General features: G+C 51.0%; 18 protein-coding genes. 9 read left to right on the plus strand and 9 right to left on the minus strand.

The features are described from left to right. The first annotated feature begins 83 nt into the window (after window positions 1–83). From dctP to D467_RS0117630, 4 genes are all read left to right on the plus strand, one after another. Entirely contained in the window at window positions 84–1,187 is a 1,104-nt protein-coding gene (dctP, locus tag D467_RS0117615; RefSeq protein WP_018918862.1) for a TRAP transporter substrate-binding protein DctP, read from the plus strand. A gap of 60 nt (window positions 1,188–1,247) precedes the next feature. After that, on the plus strand, window positions 1,248–1,751 hold the full coding sequence (locus tag D467_RS0117620; RefSeq protein ID WP_018918863.1) for a TRAP transporter small permease subunit: 504 nt from the start codon (window positions 1,248–1,250) through the stop codon (window positions 1,749–1,751). Beyond that, window positions 1,748–3,082 carry a TRAP transporter large permease gene (locus D467_RS0117625; protein ID WP_018918864.1) on the plus strand — a complete coding sequence of 445 codons (1,335 nt, stop codon included), beginning with the start codon at window positions 1,748–1,750 and terminating at the stop codon, window positions 3,080–3,082. The genes D467_RS0117620 and D467_RS0117625 overlap by 4 nt, the downstream gene beginning before the upstream one ends. Window positions 3,083–3,283: 201 nt before the next feature. Beyond that, the gene (locus tag D467_RS0117630; protein ID WP_018918865.1) at window positions 3,284–4,984 is read left to right on the plus strand and encodes an ABC transporter permease; all 1,701 of its coding nucleotides are present in this window, start codon (window positions 3,284–3,286) and stop codon (window positions 4,982–4,984) included. 19 nt (window positions 4,985–5,003) lie between these two features. Here D467_RS0117630 and D467_RS0117635 read toward each other — a convergent pair whose 3' ends face one another. Then, on the minus strand, window positions 5,004–6,104 hold the full coding sequence (locus tag D467_RS0117635; RefSeq protein WP_018918866.1) for an ABC transporter ATP-binding protein: 1,101 nt from the start codon (window positions 6,102–6,104) through the stop codon (window positions 5,004–5,006). 234 nt (window positions 6,105–6,338) lie between these two features. Between D467_RS0117635 and D467_RS0117645 the strand changes: the two genes are divergently transcribed. Continuing rightward, window positions 6,339–7,364, plus strand: a complete 1,026-nt coding sequence (locus D467_RS0117645) for a Fe(3+) ABC transporter substrate-binding protein (RefSeq protein ID WP_018918868.1) — start codon at window positions 6,339–6,341, stop codon at window positions 7,362–7,364. Between the two features lie 244 nt (window positions 7,365–7,608). On the opposite strand, the gene polA is transcribed toward D467_RS0117645, so the two are convergent. Continuing rightward, complete coding sequence (polA, locus tag D467_RS0117650) at window positions 7,609–10,383, minus strand: DNA polymerase I (RefSeq protein ID WP_018918869.1); 2,775 nt, start codon at window positions 10,381–10,383, stop codon at window positions 7,609–7,611. 162 nt (window positions 10,384–10,545) lie between these two features. Between polA and D467_RS0117655 the strand changes: the two genes are divergently transcribed. Together D467_RS0117655 and speA are read left to right on the plus strand one after the other, a co-directional pair. Further along, entirely contained in the window at window positions 10,546–11,505 is a 960-nt protein-coding gene (locus tag D467_RS0117655; protein ID WP_026285834.1) for a homoserine kinase, read from the plus strand. Continuing rightward, window positions 11,502–13,418, plus strand: coding sequence for a biosynthetic arginine decarboxylase (gene speA, locus D467_RS0117660; RefSeq protein ID WP_018918871.1), 1,917 nt, complete (start codon window positions 11,502–11,504; stop codon window positions 13,416–13,418). The genes D467_RS0117655 and speA overlap by 4 nt, the downstream gene beginning before the upstream one ends. Window positions 13,419–13,530: 112 nt before the next feature. Here the strand turns inward: speA and D467_RS0117665 are convergent, their stop codons facing one another. The 3 genes from D467_RS0117665 to D467_RS0117675 form a co-directional block, all read right to left on the minus strand. Next, on the minus strand, window positions 13,531–14,196 hold the full coding sequence (locus D467_RS0117665) for a fumarylacetoacetate hydrolase family protein (protein WP_018918872.1): 666 nt from the start codon (window positions 14,194–14,196) through the stop codon (window positions 13,531–13,533). Window positions 14,197–14,311: 115 nt separating this feature from the next. Continuing rightward, a complete protein-coding gene (gene thpD, locus D467_RS0117670) occupies window positions 14,312–15,295 on the minus strand; it encodes an ectoine hydroxylase (protein ID WP_018918873.1) in 984 nt (327 codons plus the stop codon). A 639-nt stretch (window positions 15,296–15,934) separates the two neighbouring features. After that, window positions 15,935–16,738: a Crp/Fnr family transcriptional regulator gene (locus D467_RS0117675; RefSeq protein WP_018918874.1), complete on the minus strand. Its 804-nt coding sequence runs from the start codon at window positions 16,736–16,738 to the stop codon at window positions 15,935–15,937. Between the two features lie 480 nt (window positions 16,739–17,218). Between D467_RS0117675 and D467_RS0117680 the strand changes: the two genes are divergently transcribed. Continuing rightward, window positions 17,219–18,511, plus strand: coding sequence for an ATP-grasp domain-containing protein (locus D467_RS0117680; protein WP_018918875.1), 1,293 nt, complete (start codon window positions 17,219–17,221; stop codon window positions 18,509–18,511). Between the two features lie 10 nt (window positions 18,512–18,521). Beyond that, a complete protein-coding gene (locus D467_RS0117685; RefSeq protein ID WP_018918876.1) occupies window positions 18,522–20,561 on the plus strand; it encodes a CocE/NonD family hydrolase in 2,040 nt (679 codons plus the stop codon). Between the two features lie 175 nt (window positions 20,562–20,736). On the opposite strand, the gene D467_RS0117690 is transcribed toward D467_RS0117685, so the two are convergent. From D467_RS0117690 to D467_RS0117710, 4 genes are all read right to left on the minus strand, one after another. Further along, the gene (locus D467_RS0117690) at window positions 20,737–21,240 is read right to left on the minus strand and encodes a ferritin-like domain-containing protein (RefSeq protein WP_018918877.1); all 504 of its coding nucleotides are present in this window, start codon (window positions 21,238–21,240) and stop codon (window positions 20,737–20,739) included. Window positions 21,241–21,279: 39 nt separating this feature from the next. Beyond that, the gene (locus D467_RS0117695; RefSeq protein ID WP_018918878.1) at window positions 21,280–22,116 is read right to left on the minus strand and encodes a manganese catalase family protein; all 837 of its coding nucleotides are present in this window, start codon (window positions 22,114–22,116) and stop codon (window positions 21,280–21,282) included. Between the two features lie 267 nt (window positions 22,117–22,383). Then, window positions 22,384–22,545, minus strand: a complete 162-nt coding sequence (locus tag D467_RS19765; protein WP_018918879.1) for a KGG domain-containing protein — start codon at window positions 22,543–22,545, stop codon at window positions 22,384–22,386. A 1,577-nt stretch (window positions 22,546–24,122) separates the two neighbouring features. After that, window positions 24,123–25,001, minus strand: a complete 879-nt coding sequence (locus tag D467_RS0117710; protein WP_018918881.1) for a hypothetical protein — start codon at window positions 24,999–25,001, stop codon at window positions 24,123–24,125.

Here is a 25,001-nt window from a genome sequence, read left to right on the forward strand (position 1 = left end):
GTAAACGTTAGCTCCTTTATTGCACTTTCCTGCATTGCGGTAACAAACACTAATAATGCCTTAAGCCAACCAGGAAAAATAACATGAAAACGATTGCTCGATTCAGCCTCACTACGCTTGCGGCTAGCATCACGTTCGCCGCGCTCACCACTACTGCACAAGCCCAAGAACAGTGGACGATGACCTCTACCTGGCCGGATAACCTTGATCTGGTTCAGATTGATCAACACTGGGTAGAACTGGTTAATAAACTTGCCGGCGACGAAGTACAGATCAACTTTCGGTCCGGCGGTACGCTAATGCCTGGCACAGAAGTGTTTGATGCCACGGAAACCGGCAGTATCGAAGCCGCCGGTGACTGGCCCGGCTACTGGGCAGGCTTAAACCCCGCGTTCTCTCCACTGGCAACCACCACCAGCCTGTTTAACGGCGTCGACTATCTTAACTGGATTCAGCAGTGGGGTGGCCGTGAACTCTACGAAGAGATTTATGGCCAGTACAACATGATGTACCTGCCCTACGGCATTACCAATAACGAGTCTGGCTTTATGGGTCGCACGCCGATCGCGAGCATCGCCGACCTTGAAGGCAAGCGCCTGCGTCTCTCAGGACGTGACCAGGGCCGTGTTCTGGAACAGTTAGGCGGCTCACAGGTAACGCTTGCCGGGGGTGAGGTATATCAGGCGATTGAGCGTGGCGTGATTGATGCCGGCGAATTCTCGACTCCAGGCGTGGATTTCAAGGCAGGCTTTGCCGAAGTTGCTGACAACTGGGCAACGCCAGGCTGGCATCAGTCCGCCAGCGTGTTTGGTGTCATGATCAACATGGATGCCTGGAACGCGCTTTCCGAAGAGACCCAGGAGAAGCTGCGTATCGCCGCTGATGCCACCATGGCTTGGTCGCTGGCTTGGTCTGAGTACGAATCCAACGCCGCCACCCAGCAATTTATCGATGCGGGAGTGACGATCAACCAGTTCTCCGAAGAGGATTTGGCGCGCATTCAAGACGTCACTAACCAGGTCATCGTACAGGGCGCCTGTGAAAACCCCGATCACGCCAAGGTTTATCACTCCATGATTACGTACCTGCAGGAGTACGCAACGTGGCGTGACGTTTCAGTGCCTTTCAATATGAGCCGCACCATGAACAATCTGCCTTCTCTGGAAGAGATCGAAGCTTGCCTGTAAGGCGCTCATGTTTCGCCCCGGCACAGCCGGGGCGGTTGTTGTGCTGACCGGAGATCTCCCATGAATGCAGTTGCCCAAGCCATTGATGCGCTCAATGAAGCGTTTGGACGCCTGATTGCGCCGCTGATTGCCATCATTACTCTAATTGTACTGTTCGATATTGTTTCCCGTTTTGTGTTCGGCCGTCCCAGCGACTGGGCATTTGATATCACCAAGATGCTGTTTGGCGCGCACTTCATGCTGATGGCCGCCTACGGGCTACGTCACCATGTTCATGTAGAAGTGGATGTTCTAAAACGCCTGCTATCGCGCAAAAAACAGGCGCTGCTTGAGCTGATGGGCTATGTGGTTTTCTTCGTGCCGTTTATCTGGATGCTGCTCAAGTACGGGTGGCTGTTTTTCGATCGCGCGTTTAGCCGTGGCGAAACCACCTACGGCATGATGTCGATTCCGGTCTACCCCATCAAGGGCGTGATTGTGCTGGCGGCGGTCCTGCTGTTGCTCCAGGCCATTGCCATTGTTCTGCGGGCCATTATGCAGCTGCGCGAGGAGACACCGGCATGAACTTAAGTCCCGAATTGCTCGCATTAGTCATGTTTGGCGGCCTGCTGGTTGGGCTTTTCATGGGCCACCCGCTTGCGTTCGTGCTGGGCGGGGTAGCGGTTATCGGCGCGTTTCTTGGCCCTGGGGAGCGAGTACTCGGCACGCTGATTAACAATATCTACGGCAATGCCATGGATAACTACGTACTCGTGGCAATACCCCTTTTTGTACTCATGGCGCGCTTTCTGAATGACTCCGGGGTTACCGAGCGAATGTTTGACGCCATGCGCCTGCTGCTGGCCAACCTGCGCGGCGGATTAGCCCTGACTGTGGTCATTGTATCGGTACTCCTGGCCGCGACGACCGGTATTGTCGGCGCCTCCATTGCAGTGATGGGCATGATTGCTCTAGTACCCATGCTCAAGTATGGCTATAACAAGGAGCTCAGTGCCGGGGTGATCATGGCCAGCGGCTGCCTGGGCATTCTGATTCCCCCCAGCATCATGCTGATCCTGATGGCGAGCTACTCACCGGTTTCGGTGGGTGCACTGTTTGCGGGTGCCATGGTGCCTGGGCTAATGCTGGGCGTGATGTATGCACTTTACGTCCTGCTGATCTGTCACTTTAAACCGTCTTACGGTCCGCCAGTGCCTAAAGAGGAGCGCGCGGAAGTTAGCACCAAGCAGCTTTTAATCATGCTGGGCAAGTATGTGGTGCCGCCCATGTCGTTGATCCTTGGGGTACTTGGCGCACTGTTTACCGGGATTGCCACCGCGACAGAGGCCTCTGCCATCGGCGTTTTCATCGCGTTTATTCTGTTTCTGATCTTTGGTGACCGAAGGCTTTCCACCTGTTTTAGAACGCTGATCGAGGCCGGCAAGACCACCACCATGGTGATGCTGGTACTGGTCGGTGCTACGGCATTTACCGGCGTGTTCTCCCGCGGCGGTGGTATGCAGGTAATTCAAGACCTGCTGCTGGCCATGCCCGGCGGCAATACCGGTGCGCTGATCATGATGCTGCTGTTGGTGTTTGTGCTGGGCATGTTCCTCGACTGGACCGGTATCGTGCTGCTGAGCTTTCCCATCATGCTGCCCATCATTCAGCAGATGGGCGTTGACCCGCTGTGGTTTGTGGTCATGGTGGCCGTGGTGCTGCAGACCTCGTTTCTCACCCCGCCGTTTGGCTACGCGCTGTTCTACCTGAAAGGCGTGGCTCCGCCTGGAGTCGAGATCGTCGATCTGTATAAAGCCGTGGTACCGTTTGTGGCACTTATACTGCTGGCCTGTGTATTAATGGCCTTCTTCCCCTGGCTGGTTACGGGCTTGCCCAGCCTGATGATCGGCTACTAACCGGCCAACACGTTCAGCACTCCCCTTCTACCGCTACTCCCCCGCTCTTAGGCGGGGGTTTTTATATGGTGGGTTTATATGGGTTTTTTATATAGATAGTGGGTTAGCTGCAGCCGCAGTGTCCAAGTGATACTATTTGCAGCCGTTACTTTTTCGCATTGACGAGTCAGCGCTGACAGCCTCGTCCCAGGAGACAACGACGTGCCGATTCCCGCTCGCCGTTCAAGATTGGCACTACTTCCAGACGCTATATCCCGCTTTACGCTGTCGCTCACACCCTGGTCATGTGCGCTGTTCTTGATTGCGCTGACGGTAGCCCTGCCGATTCTGGTCGTCTTGAGTTATATATTCGTGCCCACCGAAGGCGTCTGGCAGCATTTGGCGAGCACCGTGTTGAGCCGCTATCTGTCGAATACCTTTTGGCTCGTGCTCTGGGTAGGGCTGGGTACGTTAATCATTGGCGCCGGTAGCGCTTGGCTGGTGGTGATGTGTCGCTTCCCGGGCAAACGAATCTTCGAGTGGGCGCTTTTATTACCGCTGGCGGTACCGACCTATGTCATCGCCTACGCTTACACGGATTTTTTGCAGGTGGCAGGACCGCTACAGAGTGCGCTACGTGGGTGGTTTGACTGGCAGTACGGCGACTACTACTTCCCCAACGTGCGCTCGCTAGGCGGCGCCGCGACGCTGATCACGTTTGTGCTGTATCCCTACGTTTATCTGCTTGCCCGGGCGTCTTTTCTGGAGCAATCGGTGTGCGTGCTTGATGTAGGGCGCACGCTGGGTCGTGGCCCTTGGCACCTGTTTGCAAGCGTTGCCCTACCGCTGGCACGCCCCGCCCTGGTGGGCGGCGTTTCACTGGTACTGATGGAAACCCTCAACGAGTTTGGCGCGGTGCAGTTTTTTGGCGTGGATACTTTTACCACCGGCATCTACCGCACCTGGTTTGGACTGGGCGAGCCCGTGGCAGCCGCTCAGTTGGCAGCCTGTTTGCTGACATTCGTGATTGTGCTGGTGTTACTGGAGCGCTTCTCGCGTGGGAAGCGGCGCTATTTTCATACCACCAACCGCTACCAACAGTTGCCTGAGTACCGCCTGCACGGCTGGCGTGCCCTCGGCGCAACGCTTGCCTGCTTGCTGCCTATCATCATCGGCTTTTTATTACCGAGCGGTATCTTGCTGAACCTTGCCATTCAGCAGGGCGACGCCCTGCTGGGAACGCGCTTTATCCGTTTTGCTACCAACAGCTTAAGCCTTGCCACGGTCGCGGCGTTGATTGCCGTGGGCCTTGCCGTGCTGTTGAGCTATGGCGTCAGGCTACATAACTCACCCGGTGCCCGGCTATTTACCCGGGTCGCCGCCATGGGCTACGCCATTCCCGGTTCGGTGGTGGCGGTGGGTATCTTGATTCCCTTCGCGTGGCTGGATAGCACGCTGAATACGTGGCTACACGCCCACTACGGAAAAATTATCGGCCTGGTGTTTAGCGGCTCGGCGTTTATTTTAATCTACGCCTACGTGGTGCGCTTTTTAGCCGTGTCGTTTAATGCGGTTGAAGCAAGCCTTGGCAAAGTCACCCCCAATATGGACGCCGCCTCGCGCACTCTGGGCCAAACGGCGGGCGGCACGCTACGCCGTATTCATACGCCGCTGATGCGCAGCAGCCTGTTGGCCGCCGGAATTCTTGTGTTTGTGGATGTGATGAAGGAGCTGCCCGCGACGATTATCTTGCGGCCGTTTAACTTCGATACCTTGGCGGTACGCGCGTATAGCCTGGCATCAGATGAGCGCTTGGCTGAGGCCTCCACCGCGTCGCTGGCCATTGTGGTGGTGGGTATCTTGCCGGTGATTCTGCTTAGCCTGGCCATGCGCCGGGCTCGGCCCGGCAGCCATGCTCAGTAAATCTACTGGGCAGTTCTACCTAAGCTTCATCCTGAAAAACAAACACCTGAGAGTGGTCCAGGTCGATATCAATCGGCTGGCCCTCCTGGGGTAGAAAGACACCGGGCACGCGGGCATGTAGATGCGCCTCCTGGCCATCAGCCCCGTGGGCGCACAGGTGAATGAGGCTGGAACGGCCCAGTAGCTTCGCCATGACGACATGGCTATGCCGGTGAGCGTCCGCTGGCAAGTCGCGCTCCTGAAGCCGCAGCGCTTCCGGTCGAATCATGATCCGCGCCTTATGGCCTTCGGGCAGCCAGCTGGCATCTATCTCGCCTACCGGGGTCTGCACACGGCCATTATTCACCGTGCCGCTGAGCTCATTTACCTCACCAAAAAAGGTCACTACAAACGGGTCGACCGGCGTGCAGTAAAGCTCACGCGGCGTGCCCGTTTGAATAATCCGTCCGTCACGCATAAGAGCAATTCGGTCGGCCATGAACATGGCTTCTTCCGGGTCGTGGGTCACCAGTAACGTGGCTGACCCAAGCTTCTTCAGCACGTGCAGCGTATCGTCGCGAATGCGGTCACGCAGGCGCGCATCCAGGCTTGAAAAGGGTTCGTCGAGCAGCATCAGCTTGGGTGTTGGCGCCAGCGCCCGGGCCAAGGCAACGCGCTGTTGTTGACCGCCAGACAGCATATGCGGATAGGTATCGATGTAGTCCGCCATTCCCAACTGAGCCAACAGCTCGACCGCGCGCTCACGGCGCTGACGCGAGGGCAACTGCTTGAGACCAAAGGTGACATTTTCCAGCACGCTCAAGTGGGGGAAAAGCGCCGAGTCCTGAAACGCCAGCCCGACGTTACGCTTCTCCGGCGGCAAATGGCGCTGACCGGGCGCTGCAATGGCCTGCCCTTCCAGGCTGACGCTTCCTTGCTGAAGGATTTCCAGCCCCGCGGCAATACGTAACAGTGTAGTTTTACCGCACCCCGATGGCCCCAGCAGGCAAACGACTTCTCCTGGGGCAATCTCTAACGAGACACCTTTCACCACCTGGTTTCCCGCATAAGTATGGTGGACATTGTGTAGCGAAAGGGCCTGTAGCGTGGCGTTCTCGGGAGCTGATACGGTTACTGCCATAATGTCACTATTACCTCATTTAACCAGCGTCTCACTTAGCCAGCACTTTTGGCGTGCTGCTCGGCAGGCTGCATTGAATATCAATGCCATTGTATTTTTCATTCGCTTGATATGCACGCAGGGTTGCATAACCACGAACACCTTGTTGTTTTTTCTTGACGCGGGTACTGTGAAAGTATTCAATGACAAAACTTAATGCAACTTATTATCATAATCATTTAGGACGCTAACTATATGAAAACAAGACGCCTTTCAGTTTCCATTGCCGCTATTTTTGCGGGCGCTGCTGTATCAAGCACAGCACTTGCCGATGCGGTCAACATTTACTCTGCCCGCCACTACGACTCGGATGAAATCCTGTATAAAGCGTTCACCGACGAGACAGGCATTGAAGTGAACGTTCTGGAAGGCGACTCCGATCAATTGATGGAACGCATGCAGCGTGAGGGCATTGCCAGCCCCGCGGATGTAATGCTGACCGTCGATGCGGGCAGGCTCTGGCGGGCAGAGCAGGATGGCCTGTTCCAAAGTGTGGATTCTGAGGTGCTCAACGAGCGTCTGCCTGAGTCGATGCGCCAGCCAGACGGCTTGTGGTTTGGCTTTAGCCAGCGCGCCCGAGTGATTTTTTATAACCGCGAAAACTTCGACCCCAGCCAGATCGAAAGCTACGAAGATTTAGCGGATTCGCAGTTTGAAGGCAAGCTTTGCATTCGCTCCTCCAACAACATCTATAACCAGTCGCTGCTTGCATCAATGATTGAGCACCACGGTGAAGAAGGTGCGCAGGAGTGGGCCCAGGGCGTAGTCAACAACCTGGCGCGTAATCCCGAAGGTGGCGATACCGACCAGATCCTCGGCGTTGCCAGCGGCGAGTGTGACCTGGCCGTTGCCAACCATTACTACTATGTTCGTATGCTCCATTCAGACACCGAATCTGACCGTGAAGCAGCCCGCAAGGTGGGGGTAATTTTCCCTAATCAAAATGATCGTGGCACCCACGTTAACGTTGGCGGTGCGGGCCTGGTCGCCAATGCGCAAAATCCTGAAAACGGCATTAAATTCCTGGAGTTTTTATCCTCTGACGGTGCCCAGGAAATACTCGCCGAGCGCAACTATGAATTCCCGGCCGTCGCCGGCATCAAGAAAGACCCGGTTCTGGAGTCGTGGGGTGATTTCAAAAAGGATGAGCTGAATATCAATGTGCTGGGTGAGAATAATCCCGAAGCCATCCGTATTTTTGACCGCGTGGGCTGGCGCTAAGCCCTCCCCATGCAAACTAAACGGCCCGCCATTTGGCGGGCGTAGAGGCTGATAAAGCCTGGTGGGTAGCGGTCCCGGGTAACTCTACGCGGGGGCGCTGTGAATCCATCCTTGGACGCTACTTTCGCCATCCATGGCGAAAGACCCCCGCTACGAGTTACCCGAGACCGCATCAGAGTTTATCGCCCCAGTTGTATTGGTAACCTGACGGCCCGCCAAATGGCGGGCCGTTTTGCTGGATGCTTTAGTGCGCTTCATCCCAATTAGCGCCGCTTTCGGCCTCGACAATCAGCGGCACTTTAAGCTCGGCAGCCGCCTGCATGCGCGTCTGCACTTCGCGCATAAACTCCTCTACCTGATCCTCTTTAACCTCGAACACCAGTTCATCGTGTACCTGCATGACCATCAGCGCGTCAAGCTTGCCGCCGGCAAGCCAGGCATCCACATCAATCATGGCCTGTTTGATGATATCCGCAGCCGTGCCCTGCATGGGCGCGTTGATCGCGGTACGCTCGGCGCCTTGGCGGCGGTTGCGGTTCTGCGAGTGAATCTCCGGCAGGTATAAGCGCCGCCCCAGCACGGTTTCAACGAAGCCATCTTCCGCCGCCTGGGTGCGAATCCGCTCCATATAACGGGCCACGCCCGGATAACGATCAAAGTAGCGGTCGATATAGGTTTGCGCCTGATTGCGATCGATACGCAGCTGGCGCGCCAGCCCCCAGGCGCTCATGCCGTAAATCAGCCCGAAGTTGATCGCCTTGGCACTGCGCCGCTGATCATTGGAAACTTTATCAAGCGCGGTGCCAAACACCTCTGCGGCGGTCGCCGTGTGAATATCTCGCCCCTCGGCAAACGCTTCCAAAAGCCCTTTATCCTCGGAAAGATGCGCCATGATACGCAGCTCGATCTGCGAGTAGTCGGCGGCCACGATCTTATAGCCAGGCCGGGCAATAAACGCCTGACGAATCTTGCGCCCTTCTTCGGTACGGATGGGAATATTCTGCAGGTTCGGATCAGAGGAAGAGAGGCGTCCGGTAGCCGTGACCGCCTGGTGATAGCTAGTATGCACTCGCCCACTTGCCTTGTTAATCAGGCGCGGGAGTTTATCGGTATAAGTGGACTTCAGCTTGGCAAGCCCACGGTGCTGCATGATGACCTTAGGCAACGGGTAATCCAGTGCCAGCTCCTCAAGCACCCCTTCGGCAGTTGACGGAGCGCCTTTCGGGGTTTTCTTGATTACTGGAATCTTCTGCTCATTGAACAGAATTTCCCCGAGCTGCTTGGGTGAACCCAGATTAAACTCGCGCCCTGCCAAGTCAAACGCCTCAATCTCCAGCTCACGAATACGCTTATCCAACTGCTGGCTCTGCTCGTGCAGGCGTTCGGCATCAATCGCCACGCCGTTACGCTCAATGCGGGAAATCACCTTGATCAACGGCAGCTCCAGATGATCCAGCACCTCAGCCAGGCGCCCTTCGCTTTCTACCTGCGGGCGCAGCGCATCGTACAGGCGCAGGGTGATATCCACATCTTCACAGGCGTAAGGTACCGCCTGCTCCAGCGCGATCTGGTTAAAGGTCAGCTGCTTGGCGCCTTTACCGGCGATCTCTTCAAACGAGATGGTTTTCTCGCCCAGGTATTTAAGCGCCAGCGAATCCATATCATGACGTGTCGCCGTGGAGTTCAACACGTAAGAGGCCAGCATGGTATCGGCAAGCGGACCGGCTACCTCGATGTCGTAGTTGGCCAGCACGGAAATATCGTATTTGAGATTCTGGCCGATCTTGATGATCTTTGGATCTTTAAGCAGCGGCTTAAGTGCGGCTAGAACCTTGGCTCTATCCAGCTGAGCGGGAGCATCCAGGTAGTCGTGGGCCAGCGGAATGTAGGCCGCCTCACCGGCTTCCAGCGCCAGGCCAATACCCACGATTTCGGCTTCCATATAATTCAGGCTGGTAGTTTCCAGGTCAAAGCAGAACCGCGTGGCGCTTTTGAGCCGCTTGAGCCAGGCGTCGAGCTCGCTCTGATCAACGATGACATGGTCTTGACGGTTCTGGCTGCTGGTGGGCACCGCATCGCTGGTTTCCTCGGCTTTGGCGGGCACCGGTTCGCCGCCTTTTACGTCATCAACGCCTTCATCTTTGCCTTCTAGCAGTTCGGCCAACCACTGCTTAAATTCCAACTCTTGATAAAGCTCCACCAGCTTTTCACGATCCGGATGGGCGATGTCCAGATCATCCAGGCCAACCGGCAAATCACAGTCGACTTTGATCGTGGCTAGCTGATAGGAGAGGTAGGCCTGCTCGCGATGCTCTTCAAGCTTTTTGGACAGCGTCTTGGCACCGCGAAACGAGAGCGTTTTAACCCGGTCGAGATCGCTATAAATGGCGTCCAGCCCGCCGCCCATGCCTTGCAGCAGGCCAAGCGCGGTTTTTTCACCCACGCCCGGCACGCCGGGAATGTTATCCACCTTATCGCCCATCAGAGCGAGGAAATCGATAATCATTGAAGGCGGCAAACCGAACTTGCCTTCCACGCCGGCTTCATCCAGTGTTTCATCCTTCATGGTATTGACCAGCGTAATATGCGCGTTAACCAGCTGCGCCATATCTTTATCGCCGGTTGAGATCACTGCATCACGCCCGGCTTGCGTCGCGTGGTGGGCCAGCGTGCCAATCACATCATCCGCTTCAACGCCCTCGATGCATAAAAGCGGCAAGCCTAGGGCTTTTACGCAGGCATGCAGCGCGCTTACCTGGCTGCGTAAATCGTCAGGCATCGGCGGGCGATGCGCCTTGTAGTCTTCAAAGAGCTCATCGCGAAAGGTTTTGCCTGGGGCGTCAAACACCACGGCCATGGGGCTTTGCGGATAATCCTTGATCAACCGCTTGAGCATGTTGAGCACGCCCTTCACAGCCCCCGTCGGCTGCCCTTTGGTGTTTGTTAACGGCGGCAACGCGTGGAAGGCACGATACAAGTACGAGGAACCATCGACGAGCACGATCGGAGCACGGGCCATAACCAATATCCATTGCAAAAAAAGTATAGCTTCATGATACGCGCTAAGCGCTGCGGGCTGAAACAAACCGTCCAGACAAATCAGCTTAAGCGTTTAACAACGCTGCCAACTCAGCCAGCAAGCCGCTACAATAATGGGCTTAGCAACCTGGGCGAGACCTTAATGGCTGTATTTACTCCGCTTAGCGACGCACAGGTCGCTGCGTTTTTAGACAAATTCGATGTTGGCAGCTTTGTTTCTCTGCAAGGAGTAGCGGGCGGCACGGAAAATTCGACCTTTTTTGTTACTACTGAACGCCGCGAACTGGTGCTAACCCTGTTTGAACAAGGTGAACACGAGGAGCTTCCGTTCTTTGTGGAGCTACTTGATTATCTGGACGAGCACCGCCTTCCGGTTCCCGGCCCGGTTCATGACCGCGACGGCATCGCACTGCACAGTTTGGCCAATAAGCCTGCCCTGCTGTTTCCGCGTATGCCGGGCCGGCATCCCGATGCCCCCAATCTGACCCAGTGCGCAGCATTGGGCGATACGCTGGGGCGTTTGCACGTGGTGTCGCAGCACTTTACCGGCCACCGACCGAACCCACGCGATTTGCACTGGCTACAGGCCATGCACCATAAGGTGCTGGCCTACTTAAGCCCGGATGACCAGACCTTGATGAAAAACGAGGTCGAGGACTTCGAAAGCGCTTTTAGCCAGTACGACAAGTTGCCCCAAGGCGCGATCCACGGCGACCTGTTCCGCGACAACACCCTGTTCGACGGTGATCGCCTGGGCGGCATTATCGATTTTTACAACGGCTGCACCGGGGATCTCCTATTTGACCTGGCCATTGTGATCAACGACTGGGCCTCCAACGAGGACGGCACGCTCAATGCCAAGCGCTATAACGCCGTGTTGAGCGCCTATCAGGCACGTCGCCCGCTAACACCGGATGAGCGCGACGTATGGCCGATAATGCTGCGCATGACCGCGCTACGCTATTGGCTGTCGCGCTTGTTGGTGGTTTATGTCGACCCACCCGCTCATGACTTGACGCCCCACGACCCTGAGCGTTTTCATACCATTTTAAACGCGCGCATTGCGTATGGCGCCTTACCACTGCCTGAGGCTGATTTATGAGTGCAACGCAGACGAACGGATCGGCACTAAGTGCCCGCCGCACATGGAATATCGATCAGTGGGGCAGCGGCTACTTTGATGTCGACGACCACGGACAAGCGCTGGTACGTCCCTTAGGCACCGATGCTGAAGGCCCTGCTCTACCCTTGCGTGAGCTGGTGTGCCAATTGCAGGATGCAGGTCTGCGTTTGCCGGTACTCGTGCGTTTTAGCGACATTCTTCATGACCGGGTAGAACAGCTGTGCGGCGCCTTTGACGCGGCCATGAGCGATATTGACTACCAGGGCGGCTATACCGCGGTTTATCCGATCAAGGTTAACCAGCAGCGCCGCGTGGTGGAAGAGATTCTGGCAACCTCCGAGCGTGGCAATGGCCGAGTGGGCCTTGAAGCAGGCAGCAAGCCCGAGCTTTTGGCCGTTCTTGCCCTGTCAGACGGCGGCTCATCGCTGATTGTGTGTAACGGCTATAAAGATCGCGAGTACGTACGCCTTGCCCTGCTGGGCGAAAAACTCGGCCATCGCGTTTATCTGGTGGTGGAAAAACTTTCCGAGCTTGAGCTGATAATGGATGAGGCTCGGGAGCTTGATGTTACGCCCCGCATTGGCCTGCGCGCCCGGCTTGCCTCTGTAGGCAAGGGCAAGTGGCAGAATACCGGTGGGGAGAAATCCAAGTTCGGCCTGACCGCCAGCCAGATTCTTGAGGTGGTCGAAACGCTGCGTGCCCAAGATGCGCTGGCGAGCCTTCAGCTGGTGCACTTTCACCTGGGCTCGCAGATCGCCAATATTCGCGACATTCAGCGCGGCTTACGTGAGTGCGCGCGGTTTTATCAGAACCTCATCACCCTGGGTGCGCCGATTGATACGGTAGACGTCGGCGGCGGCCTGGGCATCGACTACGAAGGCACTCGCTCGCGTAGCTACTGTTCGGCCAACTACTCGATGCGCGAGTACGCGCGCAATGTAGTCAGCGCCTTCGCCCAGCTGTGCGAAGAAGCCGACCTGCCTCAACCGCACTTAATTAGCGAGTCAGGGCGGGCCTTAACTGCGCACCACGCGGTGCTGATTACCAACGTGATTGGCGAGGAGCGTATCGACGATACGCCCCCTGAAAAATCACCGCAAGACGATATACAGGTCGATGCCCTATGGCGCGTATTTGACCAGCTTGCCACGCCTCAGGAACCGCGCATGCTGGTGGAAGCGTGGCACGATTTGCTACAAGCAGTTAGTGAACTTCAAGACCGTTTTGTCCTAGGGTTAAGCGATATCAACGCCCGTGCTGAAGGCGAGCGGGTTTATCTAGCGGCTTGTGCCCGCCTGCGCAGCCTGCTTGATACTCGCAACCGTGCCCATCGTGAAATCATGGACGAACTGGCGGAGAAGCTGGCTGACAAGCTGTTCGTTAATTTCTCACTTTTTCAGTCGGTGCCCGACGTATGGGGCATTGAGCAGATTTTTCCCGTGCTCCCCTTGAGCGGATTAAACCAGCCGCCGACTCGCCGAGCGGTTATTCAGGATATTACCTGCGACTCTGACGGGCGGATTGACAGCTACGTAGATGGCCAGGGCGTGGAAAGCACGCTGCCGTTGCCTGAGTGGCCTTCAGAAGATGAGCGCTGGCTAGGCTTTTTCCTGGTAGGCGCTTATCAGGAAATTCTTGGCGACTTACATAACCTTTTCGGCGATACCGACTCGGTAGATGCCGCCTTAAACGAACACGGTGAATGGGTGCTTTCCAACCCGCTTGCTGGTGATACCGTGGCGGACGTACTGGCTTACGTCAACTTTGATGCAGAGGTGTTGAAACGTAAGCTGACCGAGCAAATAGCGCAGAGCGGTTTTTCCGATCAGGAGCGTGAAAGCTTTGCGGCCAGCCTGAGCGAAGGGCTGGAAGGCTATACCTATTTAGAGTAGCGCCTTTAGAGTAACGCCTTGAAGTAATACCTGCGGCATAAAAAAACGCCCCTTGGGATCAACCTTGGGGCGTTTTTTAATAGCAAAACGTTAGCTTACTCAACCAGTTGGTTTACTCAACTACCGACGTATTAATTTCCAAGCCACCGGTCAGGGTCAAGCGTAATGATATACCGCGAGATAGCTCACCAACGCCTGCTGGGGTACCGGTTAAAATCACATCGCCAGGCTCCAGGGTGAAGTGACGACTCATTTCTGCGACCAGTGACGGGATCGCAAAAATCATATCCGAACCTTCGCCGTGCTGGCGCTCTTCGCCATCGATTTCAAGCGTAAAGGTGAGCGCGTTCCAGTTGGGTACGCGGCTAAGCGGTAAAAATTGAGATAGCGGACATGCGCCATCGAAACCTTTGGCGATTTCCCATGGGTGACCTTTCTCTTTCAGCTGCGCTTGTACATCACGCAGGGTTAAATCCAGAGCAAGCCCGATCCCCACAATCGCACGTTCTGCTTCATCAGGCGTTGCATGGGTAATTGTTTCACCCACTAGCAGCGCAAGCTCAGCTTCGTAGTGCACATCACCACGCGAAAAAGGCGGGTTAAGCGGCTGCGTAATATCGACAACGCTGGTGGCTGGCTTGATAAATATCAGCGGCTCGCTAGGCACCGGGTTGTTGAGTTCTTTGGCATGGTCAGCGTAGTTGCGGCCAACACACACGACTTTGCCCAACGCATGGGAAAATGCCTGACCATCAGTAAATTGTGGAACAAGACGCATGGGGGGTATTCTCCTTCTCATTATACGTGCCGCGTTCTTAACGACAGACGCAACAGTCTACCCTACCTATGTGCATGTTCCACAACCTAATACGCGATTGTCGCTAGTCGGAAAATCACTTAGCTAATGACTGACTGTCATCAGGCGCATGAGCAAGAAAATCCGGGCGATGCTTGGGAGCCGCATACGGCTCACGGCAACGATTATCCGGGCGATTAAATACAAAGAATACGTTGCTGCGCGGGTCTGGCGACAGGTTGGCATTCGAAGCATGCAGAGTATTGCAGTCAAACAGCAGCAGTCCGCCCGCTTTTCCCTTGGGCGCTTCAATGCCGTGTTCGGCCACCAGCTCAGTCAGCGCCTCAGGGCTTGGCACACCCACCTCCTGCGCTTTTAACGAACTCTTATGGTTATCCTCAGGCGTTTCTCCCAGGCACGGCACAAACTTCTTGTGCGAGCCGGGAATCAGCATCAGCGGACCATTGAACTCATGATTGTCGGTCAAAATTAACGAGGCGCTCACGGCGTGCATACCCGGCATACCGTCTTCCGCATGCCAAGTTTCAAAGTCTGAATGCCAGTTGAACCCTTTACCGGCAAACCCTGGCTTATAGTTTATGCGTGACTGGTGCACGTATGGATCATCACCGATGATCTGCCGCGCCGCGCCCGCTACACGCTCATCGCTTGCCAAGGCACCCAAGCGCGCTGATAACTTATGCACCGCAAACAGCGAGCGGATTTCATTACTTTCAGGCTCGGTAATACTGAAATCCTGATGACGGTATTCGTCCGTGCTCATTAACGCCTGCATCTCATCGCGCAACTCATCAAGTTCATCGCCACTAATAAGATTAGGGATAAAAAGAAATCCTTTACGCTCGAATTCTTCCAGTTGCGCTTTACTTAATGGGCCGGATAAATGCTGACCTTTTATTACTGCATCCTGACGAGGCTGCCAGAGTTCCTTCGGTGGCTCGGCCAGCCTCGAAGGATAAACATCCTGCGCTTTTGCATGGGCCGAAGAGGGCACATCCGCTAACTCACTATATTGCTTTTGTGCCATTACATTATGGAAAGATAGATTGCTGACTGTCATCTAATCCACTCCTTGTATGATTAAATTTCAGATCAATGTCATGCCATAACAAGGTAGCCAACCTATATATGAGTGCAACCTTTTATTCGACTTTTATAACGTGAGTTATGAGATTCGTTTTAAGCATTTTCTAACAGAGCAATAATCTTATAAGATCCCCGCTTTATTTAGCGCCCACATCAAGCATTTACGTCAAATCAGTCGTAGTAACCAGATGATTTTCGAGCTATGAGTAATAACCTTATGTCATTGCAGGCTCGATGCTTTAGAAAGCTCTGCTGCATTGAAAAATCTGGCTTTAATATTGCCAACCTCTCAGAATCAACAATTAATAAACATAGGTTAACTTTTAACGCGAACACTAAAGCGAGAAATACACATCGACACCAAAAAAATTGTACAAACACGGCCACGCAAAAACCTCTCCCATCAGGCAGAGGCACCTACAATACAACATGTATTATCCAGCCGACCTGTTTCGCATTTACATTAGCAAAACAAGCATTCATTATTTTGAGCAATTACATTTTCTATATCAACCTATTAAAACACCCACATTTAAGAAGCCGGTTTAACTTAATACTTAAATAAATAACTGACTTACTAATTACAATTTAAAAACCAAAAAATCTCAATCTATTAATCAAAACGAATATGCCCATAAATAAAATCGCTATCAAACCCTGTCGACTTAGCCATCTCTTCAGGCTTTAAAAGTTTGATACTGCTTCGCGTCTTACGAATAAACTTTTTCTGTTCTAAAGCAGTCATGCATCGACTGACATGAACACTGGTTATTCCCAGCAGTTCACCCACAACATCTTGAGTAACGGGGAATGAATAAATATTGGTCTGCAATAATCCTTTAAAACAAAAGCGCGTATAAATCTCCAATAAGAAATGAGCAACACGTTCCTCAGAACGGTGATGCGTACAGCTTCTCAGGCGCTCAATGGTAATATTGTCATTGACCATAATATAGGACATGACGGCCTTTCTAATATCCATATCTGTTTTAAAAAGTTCATGGATACTGTCAACCGGAACCCTCTCCAGCTTGCAATTAGTAAGCGCTAAAATAATGATATCATGGCTTTTAAAGAAACTTTCTCTAACACCAATAATATCACCCGGCATAAACACGTTACATATATCCTGGCCTCGTTTATCATTGGAATGACATAGGCTAGCCCATCCTTCCTTGACGACGAATACGTCTGCGCGACCGTCACATAAAGAGAACATCTTCTGATTTCTTTTTAGTTCAACTATCTTTTTAGGTATTTCATACAAACTATTTAATGACTCTTCACCTAATTCTCCATATAAGCCCAGCACATTTTCCAAAGTTATATCGAAACTTTTAGTTTCGAAATTATTAAAATAATCACTAAAGCTTTTTTTATCCATCAGCTCATAGTTTCCAGCGACTAGCTGTTCCATTTCTACACTCCTTTGTAGTTAGACGCAAGCTATACACAGTTGGTTAAAGGTAAAGTCTTAATACAACCAAAAGAGGCAAGGGGCGAGAAAAATATAGTCAACACTGAAAATATAAACAAGGACTATTTGCTTCATCAATATGGGCAAGAGAGCCACTCTAATGTGTCAAAAAATAAATTATTAACAATTATTAAAATTAACTACTTATTCCTTCTCTATTCTCACCTTTACTCATCAGATGCGTTTTCTGACAAGCCATTAGCACTGATAATGAGCGTTACATTCACAAACACAATGAAACCTCAATCACCTTCTTAACAATAGAATAACGCGTATTTACAATACCCCTTGAAGTTTGGATTTTATTATAACGTTAGGGAACTTTTAAAAACCACATATATCAAGGATGTTATTGCCCAGCTATCGTACACTTCATTTGAAGCATCAGGAAATGCCGAGTCTAAATTCAAGGAGATAATGATGAAACGTAATATCTTTGTTATTGCTTTAGAAGATAAGCAGCGTCATGCAATGGAAACACTCCGTGATGCTAAAGCATTAGATATTCATGGGTTGCTTAGTGTTAATACAGCCGTTGAGGCTAAGTCAATATCGTTTAATGGCCTTTTAGAACAGACGAAAGCTCAGCTTGATGATTTCTCAGGTACCGTCGATGGCATTATTGCTCAGTGGGACTTTCCAACCAGTGTATTAGTCCCCTTGCTTTGTCAGCAATATGATATCCCTTCGCCGTCTATTACCAGCGTTTTAACCTGTGAACATAAACTCTGGAGTCGTATTGAGCAGCAGAAGGTTATTCCTGACGTCGTGCCTGACTTCTGCGGCGTAGATCCCTTCAAAGAGAACCCGATTGATCAGGTGACTCTCGATTTTCCTTTCTGGATAAAACCAGTAAAAGCATTCTCGTCTCATTTAGGCTTCAAGGTAGAGAACCAGACGCAATTTGATCATGCTATTGAGGAAATTCGTAAGGGTATTCGCCAGCTTGGCGACCCGTTCAATGAAGCGCTTGAGTATGCCGACCTACCAGAAGAGATTAAAGAACTGGATGGTAATTCCTGCATTGTTGAAGAGATCATAAAAGGCGTACAGGCGGCTCCTGAAGGCACGGTTTTTCAGGGCGAATTCAATGTACATGGAATTATTTCACAGCCCAGGGCTGATGACTCATTAACCCTTTATGATCGCCTGGAATACCCCAGCAATCTACCCGAGCATGTACACCATAAAATGGTGGAAGCCGCTAAAACGTTTCTTACCCATATTGGCTACGATAATGGCTGCTTTAATGCTGAATTCATGTGGGACGAAGAAACTGACAAACTTTGGCTGATAGAAGTCAATACGCGTATTTCACAGTCACATAGCGAGATATTCGTTCTGGTGGATGGCATGTCCAACCATGAGGTGGCGATCGACATCGCCCTGGGTCAGCGCCCCTCTTTATTAAGCCGCCAGGGCGTGGCACCTGTGGCAGCAAAATGCTTTATCCCCTACGCCCATGAAGATGGCATCGTCACGCGGGTGCCTAGCCAAGAAAACATCCAGGCACTGCAACAGCAACTACCTCATACCGACGTATGCCTGGACGTTTCCCCAGGTCAGCGCCTTAGCGATTTGCTTCATCAGGATAGTTTTTGCTATCGGTTAGGTACGCTGTATATCACCGGTAACAACCATGAGGAGATCGAGGAACGCTATAAATTCTGTTTAGACTTTCTAGATTTTGAAATCGAAAAAGTGGATCTTTGAAGGAGGTAGAATGGAAGTTATCAACGACTTTCCTTATAACGTCCGCGAGATAGAAAACGTCTTTATCCCTATGCGCGATGGCAAACAATTAGCGGCGCGCATTTGGTTGCCTGAAGCTACCCAGGATATGCCCCTGCCCGCCATTATGGAGTATATCCCTTATCGCAAGCGCGATATTACGCGTGGCCGCGATGCTACCAACCATCCTTATCTGGCCGGCCATGGCTACGTATGTGTCCGAGTGGATATGCGCGGTAGCGGCGACTCCGATGGGGTGCTTACTGACGAATATACCCAGCAAGAGCAATTAGATGCGGTGGATGCCATTGAGTGGATTGCCAACCAGTCTTGGTGTGACGGTAGCGTCGGCATGATGGGTATTTCGTGGGGTGGTTTTAACAGCCTGCAAGTTGCGGCCAAGCAGCCGCCAGCGCTAAAAGCGATTATCAGCTTATGTTCAAGCGATGACCTTTATGCCGACAACATGCACTATATGGGTGGCTGCCTTCTCGGGGATAATTTATCCGAAGCAACCGTCATGCTCGCCTTTAACGCCTTACCGCCCGACCCGCTGATTGTTGGCGACCGCTGGCGGGATATGTGGCACGAACGCATGGAAGAAAGCGGCCTTTGGATTGATAAGTGGCTGCGCCATCAGCGGCGCAATGAATACTGGTCGGCAAGCTCCGTTTGCGAATACTACGACGCCATACGCTGCCCGGTGTATGCCGTTGGAGGCTGGGCGGATGGCTTTACCAATACCGTTTTCAGATTAATGGAGCACCTACAGGTTCCGCGCAAAGGGCTTATTGGCCCGTGGGGGCATAAATACCCCCACCAAGGTATTCCGGGACCTGCCATTGGCTTTCTTCAGGAAGCGCTGCGCTGGTGGGACTACTGGTTGAAAGGCAAAGACAACGGAATTATGGATGAACCCATGCTGCGCGCCTGGGAGCAAGACAGCGTTCCTCCGGATAACTCCTACGAAGATAGACCTGGCCGCTGGATCGCAGAGCCTTTATGGCCATCCAGCAATATTCAAGAGCAACGCTATTTATTGTCACCTTATCGGTTGACGCCTCTATCTTTAGCTAGCGAACCTGAACACAGCGCTGAGCCTATCACCATGGGGCTACAGTCGCCGTTAAGCGTAGGGCTGGCTGCTGGCAAATGGTGCTCTTATGCGGCCACGCCGGATCTACCCGGCGATCAGCGCGAAGAAGACGGCGGCTCGCTTATTTTTAGTACCGACGCTTTAACTGAGCCGTTGCATATTTTTGGTACGCCTTCATTAGAGCTGGAAGTTTCAAGCAACCAGCCGCAGGCAATGCTGGCAGTGCGTCTTTCTGATGTAGCGCCAGATGGTAAAGCTACTCGGGTAACTTACGGTTTGCTCAACCTTACCCATCGCGATAGCAATGCAGAACCAACGCCGCTTGAGCCGCACCGGACTTATCGGGTAACCATTGATATGAACGGTATTGCGCAAAAATTTCCGGCAGGGCATCAATTACGAATTTCTGTATCAACCTCGTACTGGCCGCTTGCCTGGTTGCCCCCAAAACCTGCCCAGGTAGATATTTCCTTTAATCATTGCGTGCTCAAGCTACCCGTGCGTAGCGCAAGTCATGAAGAGGATGGCTTAACGCACTTTGAAGCCCCGCAGTCAGCCCCTCCTCTAGAGATCGCTAACCTTGCACCCAGCAAGCATAATTGGTTATTGCATCAAGATTTGGCAACCAAGGGTTCTACGCTGGAAGTCGTTAATGATCAGGGATGCTTTCGAATTAACGATATAGGCACCGAAATTCACCGGTGTGCCCGTGAGTATTACACAACGGTAGGTAATGACTTTACCTCTGCGCGAGGGGAAACTATAACGGAGAGCTCGTTTAAGCGCGATGACTGGCATACCGAAGTTTACACGCGCACCGTGCTTACTTGCACCGAGACTGACTTTATCATTCATGCCGAGATGGATGCTTATGAAGGGCAGTACCGGGTATTCTCGAAAAACTGGGAGTCAGTTATCTCACGGGATCTTCTATAAAGCGCTTTCTATACAGATTAGCTTGCCTTAAACCCAGTAAAGCCGCCCAACGAAAGTGGGCGGCTTTTTTGTGAAGCAATAGTCTGTAACGTGTGAGCCAGAATTCGCTAGAAAAAACCTCGGCAAATAATTACCGAGGAAAGGGCCTAATTAGTAAGGGATGCGGTTCAGGCACTTACCGCTTGGCGCGTAGATTGTCATCATCCGCACGATGCAAAAACTGGGTAGTGGTAGATTCGATGTGATCGGCAAGCCAAGCAGCCATATCCTCTTCTTCTTTGAGGATCTCTCTGCATACCTGGGCAACACCTGTTTGGCCTGCGCTTTCAGCCGCTTGGATTAATGCCTTGTAGTTAGCAATTTCAAAATGCTCAAAGGCGTAGCTTGCGATACTACCTTTCATAACTTCATCGCCTGCCATCATGCCGCCTAACGCCTGACCGAAAGCCGTTAACTTACCGCCCAAATCTTTTAGCGCGGAAGTATCAATATTTATTCCGGCCATGGCTTGTTCCAAGCGCTCTGACTGGTGACGGGTTTCAGTCAAATGCTGCTCGATTCGTGCTTGAAGCTCTGGATAATCGACCAAGCGCTCTGCTTGGGATTTCAGCATTTTCTCAGCTTGCTGTTCCATAGCATGTGCATCGCGCAACCAGTTTTCTAAATACTTGGTTTCCATCGTGCTTTCTCCTTTAAGAAACTGAGTAATTCATCGCTTTTACTTAGACGGATCAATTTGGTCTTTCTGAGCGCCTGATTTTTCCTTCGCCATACCAAGCGTCGCTTCCTGACCTTCAGGTGCTGGCTGGTTACGAACCGAGAACTGGCTACGGCCATCAAAGGATGGGCCTTCACCCCAGCGGCCTTTAGGTGCTTCTTTATCCAGCAAGGTATTGAGGTAGTAATACGAGTGTTGCATGGCTTCGTGGTCTTCAGGCGTTGAGTTGGGAATGGGAAGATTTGCGCCCAGCCCACCTAGCTCTTCAATCACAGCCAGCCATTGCTGCTGATGGTAGGTATCCCGAGCAATCAGGAAAGAAAGAAAATCCTTCATGCCGTGATCGTCAGTCCAGTTATACAGACGCGATGCCAACACCCGACCACTTGCTTCAGCCGTCACGTTTGCCAACATATCGGCGGCCACGTTGCCTGTCGCGTAGATATGGCTCATATCAAACGGTACGCCGTTAGCATTGACCGGCATCGCAGAAAGCCCTGATGACAGCAGATGGCGAGGATTTGCACCGCCAAGAATGGCATTCATGACCGGATCTTTCGCGGTAGCCTCCTGATAAGAGACCGGCGCCCCTTCCAAGTTAAGCGCAACCGCATGGCCAAGCATTTCAATATGGGAAAGTTCTTCAGTCGCCGTCGACATCAACAGGTCGCGAATGCGGTCATCACCACGCGCTCCCATTGCCTGAAAAAAATATTGCATCGCTACCCGAATTTCACCTTCAATACCACCAATAGCTTGCTGGAGCAGCATGGCAAATTCAGGATTGGGCTTATCAACTTTTACTGGGTATTGCAGTTTAGATGAGTGATGGAACATAGTGTAGCCTCCTGGATAAACTGCCAGGAAGAGTGCTTCCTGGCAGTAATCGCAATATTTATGCCTATTAGCGCCAGCTCCTATAGCTGACAACAAACTTCCTTGTTGCTTAACTAAACTAGTTCTATCTTAGTTAAGACTGACGTTAGTGAATGCACACAAACGCCTTTAATAAAGCCTGACATAACCACGTCATGACTTAATTTCTATGAAAAGACGGTGTTGCGGTATAGGTATACCACCCAATCCTCAACCTGTTGTTTCTAATCAGGAATTACGACCGCCGTGGCTATTTTCACCACCTTTCTTGCCTGCTTCAGAAGCACGTTTGGGATCATCGGCAAAGTTACCACCACTCTTCTGACCGCCTTTCTTGCCAGCTTCTTCGCGGCTCATACCATTGCCGTTATCATTACGATTATTAGCCATGATTAATCTCCTTAATGCGTTCAGCAAAATCAATCATTCCTTCGGCCTCGATTAATCAATCGAGTAATTTGAGAGTAGCTAACCCTAAAGCTGTTTCAAGTTATATAGCTGATCAGGGGTATATTTAATATTTGTAATTAACAAGGCTTTATCACTATCGACATTCATTAACCTAGATAAACAAACTCAGTAGGTTGTTGATAATTCCTTTCTATAAACCAGAAACTACGCTTATATAACTTTTATTATTAAACGTATAAAAAATTGATTGCTTGTTCTTTAACAATCAAGAACGGCATCGCCAGCATTCAAGTAGCTAGCCGTACTGGCTTCACTCGGGGCCCTAGGCAAACGCCGATGCTCAGGCATAGTGGCAGCCTATGCTTGAGGCGTCAGACAAGGCCGACTATACAAGCGCCTACATCAGCCATGCGGATCGATTACCTAGGCTTAGCCGTACCGGGCCAATATTCAAAGTAATCGTACTGTCGAAGAGGGAGGTACTAATATGTATAGAGAGGTACGAATGATGTATAGAGAAGAAGAAATCAAGCTTGGAAAAGAAAAATATAAGTTTCGGTATATTTTTTCCTCCCCAACCCTTGTGCACATATTATACATGGTCTAGTATGAAGTTGTCGGCGGCAGGAAGCCACCAACGAAAAGGAATTTCCACTCAGGACGAGTGACCACACGCCAGGAAGGCATGAGTACATCAAACGCCCCTTTATTGGGGCGTTGCTGTTTTTATATTCCGCATTACTTATCTTTTACAGCTTCGCCCTTACCCCCACATGCTGATCTTCTAAAGGTTCGTAACATTCCAGCTGTATCGCGATTCCCCAACGTGAGGCATCGCCACGATGGCAATCATAAGAAGATTTAATGTGGCATAGCAAAGAGCTTTGAAATTTATAAAATTATTGTTTCCATGTAAGAAAATACTTACAAATATTGTCGTCGATTGACTACATTATTTTCTATAGAAGTAGCTACACTTTTAAGTGCTACTAATCGCAGTAGCCCACTTGAGTCGCGCTAGCCCAGGGAAGGGCAATGGAAGGCAGTATGCGAAAGGATCAAGGAAGCGCGATAGGCCAAGGAAGGCCCCTCCACTTCTACCCAGGCTAATAACAGCCCCCTCTCTATCAGCTCATTTTTTCGGACTATCACTTGTAGAGTTGTATCTACGTCAGCAGCACACGACGATAGCCACTTCCCTGAAATACTACTTGGCAACCACCTCGTTGGTTGAGCGTTGTCTTCTTGTACGTATAGAAGATACGGCGATTGCCCAGGATGTATCCCATATCGGTTTCTGATAGAAAAAGTCGGCCGCTTAATTGGCTACAGGCACTTTTCAAACACGCACAAAAAAGCCACCCTTTCGGATGGCTTTTTCGGATTCTCTAATATGTTGCTTTTAACCATCTTTTTGATGGTGCCGACACCAGGAGTCGAACCCGGGACCTACTGATTACAAGAACCTGACCGAGCAGCACAAACCAGCATATCAGAGGGTTACAGAACCAGTGAAATTCATTTCAGCACCCTCTAGCATGTTTGTGTGGACACTTTTATCCACCTAGAACTTTAAAACCATTCGATACCATAAATCCTATACCTATGAGAAAAACTACAACAGTTAATTTAAAAATATCATTTCTTTCTTTCTCCTCTGCTTTGTCCACAACTGTTACTCCATTTAAAACTTCCATTCTTATTAAATTTAAAAAATCTCTTAGCTCAACTTCATAGGCAGAAAAGTCATTTATCAAAGAACTGTCGATTTTATATAGACTGGGAGCTGTAGCTTCATCTTTTAAAGATTTCATTGTATCAGCAATATTTATAACTATATCTTCAGCTAAAGATTGCTTGCTTTTCTTTTCACTTAAATAGAAATTATCCAACAACTCAATTTCATCTAATAAAACTTCAGCTTTATTCTCACAATCCAGCTTGAGACTTCCAAAAAAAACTAAATTTTCATTTAGCTTTGACCTTGACTTATCATAGTCAGAAAAATACTTATCCCTAAAAAAATTTAATTTTTTATAGGCCTCATCAAGATCATTACTGCTTTTATCAATTTTAACTTTATTGGTTTCAATATCGCTCACCTTAAACTTAAGCTTATTAAGTTCTTCTTTATAGAATTGCACTTCATCCTCATACTCTTTTTTTAAAGGCATATAGGATATAGCTTTAACCCTAAGTTCAACAGTTCTTTCAATGAACTCTCTGCCTTTCATGACTATGTTCTCAGTGACTCTTTCCCTATAGTCTTTTTTCTTATTATGAACAGTAACCAAAGAATTATAGTATGTTAACAATGCTGCTATTAATGCCGCTGTCATAATAGCGACATTATCACTATCGATATTTATTAGAAATGTTAACAATGCACCAAGTCCGAATGATAAAAAGCCTGGCACAGCAAATTGATTAATCAT

The sequence above is a fragment of the Vreelandella zhanjiangensis DSM 21076 genome (assembly GCF_000377665.1).
Lineage (GTDB): Bacteria > Pseudomonadota > Gammaproteobacteria > Pseudomonadales > Halomonadaceae > Vreelandella > Vreelandella zhanjiangensis.